At 63.8% G+C, this 5173-nt stretch carries 6 protein-coding genes; 1 reads left to right on the forward strand and 5 read right to left on the reverse strand.

Annotated features, from left to right (window positions below; translation table 11 throughout):
* On the forward strand, positions 1–262 hold a 262-nt coding region (locus tag DH10_RS36430; RefSeq protein WP_210327889.1), incomplete at its 5' end, for a hypothetical protein.
* A gap of 41 nt (positions 263–303) precedes the next feature.
* Here DH10_RS36430 and rlxS read toward each other — a convergent pair.
* The 5 genes from rlxS to DH10_RS35245 all read right to left on the reverse strand — a co-directional run bounded on the left by rlxS (position 304) and on the right by DH10_RS35245 (position 4440).
* Positions 304–2274, reverse strand: coding sequence for a relaxase/mobilization nuclease RlxS (rlxS, locus tag DH10_RS35225; protein WP_192385901.1), 1971 nt, complete (start codon positions 2272–2274; stop codon positions 304–306).
* A 179-nt stretch (positions 2275–2453) separates the two neighbouring features.
* On the reverse strand, positions 2454–3137 hold the full coding sequence (locus DH10_RS35230) for a lytic transglycosylase domain-containing protein (RefSeq protein WP_192385902.1): 684 nt from the start codon (positions 3135–3137) through the stop codon (positions 2454–2456).
* Positions 3125–3673, reverse strand: coding sequence for a S26 family signal peptidase (locus DH10_RS35235; RefSeq protein ID WP_192385903.1), 549 nt, complete (start codon positions 3671–3673; stop codon positions 3125–3127). Before DH10_RS35235 ends, DH10_RS35230 begins: the two co-directional genes overlap by 13 nt.
* Positions 3670–3939, reverse strand: coding sequence for a helix-turn-helix transcriptional regulator (locus DH10_RS35240; RefSeq protein WP_192385904.1), 270 nt, complete (start codon positions 3937–3939; stop codon positions 3670–3672). Before DH10_RS35240 ends, DH10_RS35235 begins: the two co-directional genes overlap by 4 nt.
* Before the next feature lie 177 nt (positions 3940–4116).
* Positions 4117–4440 (reverse strand): DUF736 domain-containing protein, encoded by a 324-nt coding sequence (locus DH10_RS35245; protein ID WP_192244289.1) that lies wholly within the window; start codon positions 4438–4440, stop codon positions 4117–4119.
* Between the last annotated feature and the right edge of the window lie 733 nt (positions 4441–5173).

Raw genomic sequence — 5173 nt, forward strand, 5'->3', positions numbered from 1 at the left:
CAAGGCGGCCCCGGCCCGAAAGGCGGCGTCGGCGTCGCTCGGCACGGCGCCGTTGGCCATCGCCCATGCCGGCACGGTCGGCAACGGGGCGAAGCTGGCAATCGCGGGATCGAGGCGAATCATGGTTTTGGAGGGTAAAGTGGCGGTGCGCTTTGTGCCATGGTTTTCGCGCCAAAACGCACAGCCTGTCGGCGCACCAAAACGAACGATAATGTTGCATTATCAATCGCTTAACACTCAACGACTTCGTCGTTCCGGCTAACCATCTACGCCTCGACAAGCACCTGGGCAGATGCAGCCATCTCACGAAACACCCGGCCCGCTCCTCTGCCGCCCGATAGTCCATGAAATACCCTCCCAGCTCGCCATCCCGGAAACCTCCTTGCCCATGTGCTGCTCGAGCAATGGCCGCCATGGCACCAGCGTGAACTCGCGCGAGTTCTCGATAACAGCGTACTTGCCGCTGGCAAGGTCAACGGATCGACGTAGCGTGCCCACTATCCGATCTCCAGGCTGAGCTTCGGCATAGTGCAGCCCGAGCTCGTCCGACAGCTGACCGGCAACCCGGCTAAGCTCGCGCTGGCGCAGGATCGAAATCATGTTGGCGCGATAGACGATCCGGTCTTGGTCTTCCTGAGCGAGGCCTTGAGCAATCAGCCACTGCCGCCGGCGGGCTTGCGCTTCCTGTACCTCACGGCCAAAGCCAGAGTTGCGCAAGGACTTCGGCGCATCGGAGACCAACTCGCGGTCAATCCATGTGGCGCCGTCGAAGTTTACTTGGCGCTCCACGGGCAACGACGAGAGCTTGTCGACAACGACAGGCTCAACCCTGGCCCGCTGCCGCTCGTAATCGGAAACGCGGTGGAGATGATCCGGCGCAATGATCCAGGTGCCGTCCGGCTGGCGCTCCACGCCACCAGTGACGCGCCGGATCGCCTCTAGTCGCCGCACATGCGTTTCGGCATAGCGTGCGGTGGCTGACGCGTCGTGCTTCAGATGGATATCGAGGTTGTATCGCCCGCCATGCGCGGCGGCGATGTCGGCGATCGTCCGATCGACTTGCCGCGGCTCTGTACCCCTTGGCGTGACACGCACGATGCAGCCGTCGGGCGTCGGCTCTGTCGCCTCGCCTTTGCCGATGTCCAGGTAGTGAGTTCTGCCGTCGACACCGTCGACTACAAGATAATGCCGATCGTTGATCTCGTCCGACAGCCCGCGCGCTACAACGCGACCGACCACGGGCTCCGTCTCCGCTCCCGACCAATCACGGACATTGTAATCGGCAGCACTGCGGGCGAGTCCCTTTGCGGCCAGTTCACGGTGCAGGGTCTTAATGATGTCACCGCGCTCGCCAATGCGACGTAGCGTGGCTTCGAGCTCGTCATCCAACCGCCAGCGACCGGAGCCCACTTCCTCGGCCAGCTCCATCCGCTCGAGCTTGCGCAGCCGACCCTGATACAGTGTTTGGCGAAAGGCGTCGCGGCCATCTGTCGAGACTTTCCCGTACTCGTCGCGCATTCTAAGCAGCTGCCGGTCGATACTGGTGAAGCGTTCCTGCTCCATCTCCTGGCGAAGGCGCTGCTCGATCTCACGATCGGTGCGCGGGCCGAGGTCGAGGCTGACCAGCTCGGCCGCCCGCTCTCGCAGGCCAGAGGAGATGTACTCCCGCGCGATGACGAGATTCTCGCCCCGCTCGTCCTTGCCGCGGACGATGATGTGCGTATGCGGGTGACCGGTGTTGAAATGGTCGACGGCAACCCAATCGAGCTTGGTGCCGAGATCTTCCTCCATCTGTGTCATCAGGCGCCGTGTGAGTGGCTTGAGGTCGTCGTATTCAATGCCGTCTTCGGCTGCGACGATGAAGCGAAACTGATGCCGGTCACCGCCGGCACGATCGATGAAGGCCTTGCCATCGACGTGGTCGCTGTCGGCACCATAGAGCTCGCCAGGCTCGCCTTCCCGGGTAACGCCGTCGCGCTGCAGATAGCGGAGGTGTGCACGCGCTCCGTCCGCACCCTTGCCGGCCAGCTTGACGACCCGTACCTTGACGACGACGCGCCGCTGCCGGAAGGCGGCATGGCGGTCGCGCGATTTCAGCAGGGTGGCCGCTGGCCCGCCGCGCCCTACCCGGCTCCCGGCGAAGCAGCCGGCGCCCTGGGATCTACCGCCTGCTCTGTTGACCGCCGCTCGGACCTGGCTGGCGAAGCGTTTACCAGCCTTCGAACCGCGCGACCCGATTTTGCCAAGCTTCGGCCTGAACTCGTCGTCTGTCACGCCAGCCTCCTCAATAATTGAAGCAAAATCAGAGACTTGTGCGCCGCGCCCTCCTGGCGCCACCGGCAGCCTCCGGCAAAAACGATGTGCAGACAGGCACTTGACCGCCTCCTGGAGGCGCTGCCTTTATCTTGCCTTACGCGCCCTCCCCTCCAGGACACCCCCCGCCCCGCACATTGCTAGCGATCCGGCTTCTTCGGCCGCGCGCCATCCGTCCCGAGCGGCACGAAGAGATCGCCGTTCCCGTGGCGGGCGCGAACACCATCATGAAAGAAGAAGAGCGAGCGTCTGGAGGGAGCGTTTGGCCCCGTTGAAGCGGCGGATTTACCTTTGAATTCGTTCATGTCATTCGCCGAAACCCCCGTCGCCTTGAGCTGTTTGAGGTAGTCAACGGTCTCCCTTGGCAGCGGCTTGCCACGCTTCAAATGGCTTGCGTAGCCCTCCGGTCCGGCGTTGTAGGCGGCAAACAGACCTGGGAATCCGAAGCGGTCATACATGGCGCGCAGATAGGCGGTCCCGGCCAAAATACTGTCGCGCGGATCGTGCGGATCCGGTCCCAGACCGTATTCGACACGCATATCCTGATAGGTGCCAGGCATCACCAGCATGAGGCCCATCGCGCCGGCGCGTGAAGTGATGGGGCGGCTGTCGAGCAGGGCCTTGCCGCTGCTTTCAGCATTCATGACGGCGTAAATCCAGGCTTTGGGAATGCGGAAGCGTCTGCTTGCTTCCGCTACGAACTCCTGCCATCGTTGAAGTTGCGGATCACGGGAGATGACGGCCGGCTTAGCGCCGGTCGAGGCGGAACAGGCGCATGGCGCAATAGCGATCATGCCGAGCATCAAGAGGGTCACTCGGTCCATAGCGGCACGAGCCTCCCGGTGATATTTGCGGCCGGCACCGGCCCGAAATAGCGGCTGTCGAAGGATCGGTCCGCGTCGTCGCCGAGCAGGAAAAGCTCATCGTCAGCGAGCTTGCGGCACCCGTTCCACCATGGCAGCGTACGGCCTTTGGCGTCGGTTGCGAGCCGGCGGGCGGCGATCTCGCCGCCGATGATGATGGCGTCGTTGAAGGCGCATACATGCTCTGCCGGCAGCGCGGCAAGGCGCTTCACCAGCGGCACATTGCGAGGCAGATAGCCGCGTTCGGCGGCGAGATCGGCAACCGATTTTGGTGGCAAGACGAGCACGAGATCGCCACGCGCGGGTGGTCCAGCCGCGATGCGATAAAGGCCGACGGGCGCGCTTGCTGAGGCGTTCCAGACCAGCCAGGGCGATGGCTTGACGAAGTCGGCGAAGCCGATCAGACCGAGGCCAAACGCGGCAATGATGATCGTGTTGCGCGCCCGGATGCGCCGCAGGCGGCTGCCGATCAGACGGATGGAAGCGCGCCGGCTCATGAGCGGCCTCCCTCGCCGGCAGCGGTAGGACCGGCGTCGCCATCTTCGGGCGTAGCGTCCTGCGAGCGGCCTTTCGACCAGTCGTCGAGCTCGTCGATGTGGTAGCGGACATAGCGGCCGTGCTTACGGAATTTCGGGCCGCCGCCCTTGAGCCGCATCTTTTCCAGCGTGCGCTGGGAGAGCCCGATATAGAAGGCGGCTTGGGCTGTGTTGAGAAACGGGCTGCCCTTCTTGGCGCGGGCCGCGCGTTCGTTTTCGTCGTCCATTATGGTCCTCGTTTCGCTTAAGGAGAAGCGAAGGCGAGGATGGGCGAGCGAGGTCGTCTCGGGGACGGGCGAAGAGTCGGGGGAGAGTTTTCGCCGCCCCTTGGAGTGGCGAGCTTCGCAGGAGAAACCTGGAAAGTGCCCCGCGCCGATTGCGGCGCGAGGCACGAGTTCGGCCGTTCAGTCGGCCGGATTCCAGATGATGGCGTAGGTGTCGTCATCGTCCTGGCCGGCGGCGCGGCCGAGATTGGCGTAGAGCTTGCGCGGGCCGAACTCCGGGGCGGCGATCGACAGGCTCACATAGTCCTTGCCAGAGGTCTCGCCGGTACGGATCCAGCCGGCACCCACTTCGACCCCTTGCGTCAGCACCCGGAAGTCGGGATGGTTGTCGGCGCTCTTGGCCTGATTGGGCACGATGTCGATGTCGGCGCGGACGCTGAGCGTCTTGAGCTGGCCCTTGTAGCCGCCGTTTTCTTGGCTAGTGACGTAACCGATCGCGGTCATTTGAAGTCTCCTTTTGCTGTCGCCGGGGACCATTCCCCTGCGATGGCGGACCGTGATGGGCGCGTCGGGACCGCCCGAACCCGACAGGGCCACAGCGGCAGCGCAGGACCCGAGCGGGCAGCTTTTTTGAAGCGAAGCGGCGCGAGGAAGCCGCCGCAGGCGGCGGGGAAAAAAGCTGTTGGCGAGGGTTTCGGGCGGGCCGGATCCGCCCATAGGTCAACAAGCCAGCCGCAGGGGATGGTCTTTGAAGAGAGCACGGAGACGGTCGCGCGAACGGGTGACGCGACGAGCAGCAGGCAAGGCAGGGCGACGGCTTGCGCGCTCTGACGCATCCCGGATCGGCATAGTTGCCCATGCGCATGGCGCCTGAGCAAGCATGGCAGCGTGCTGCAGCGCTGCCGAATGGCGTCGAATTGGCGTCGGGTTTCCTCGCGCAATACGCGCTCGAAGACGTCAAATGTGCAGTCGGCACCGCCCGGAAAGGCCCCAAGCGGCGCCGTGCGGAACCGCCTTCAAGCTCGGGTGATGTGTGTCCAAGACCTGACAGCGAACACAAGACATGTCGGGTTCAATACAACCGGCCATCTCGAGCAAATGGCGGTTTTTCGAAGCCTAATCATGCGCTTATTGCGCGATGAGCGCGCTGGCACGGCCTTTGCAAATTGAGATGCGGCAACACTGAGTGAAGGCTGATTGCATGCAGACGCGCGAGACGAGCGATGTTCTCCTTTCC

It is taken from the genome of Mesorhizobium silamurunense (genome assembly GCF_014843825.1).
Lineage (GTDB): Bacteria > Pseudomonadota > Alphaproteobacteria > Rhizobiales > Rhizobiaceae > Mesorhizobium > Mesorhizobium silamurunense.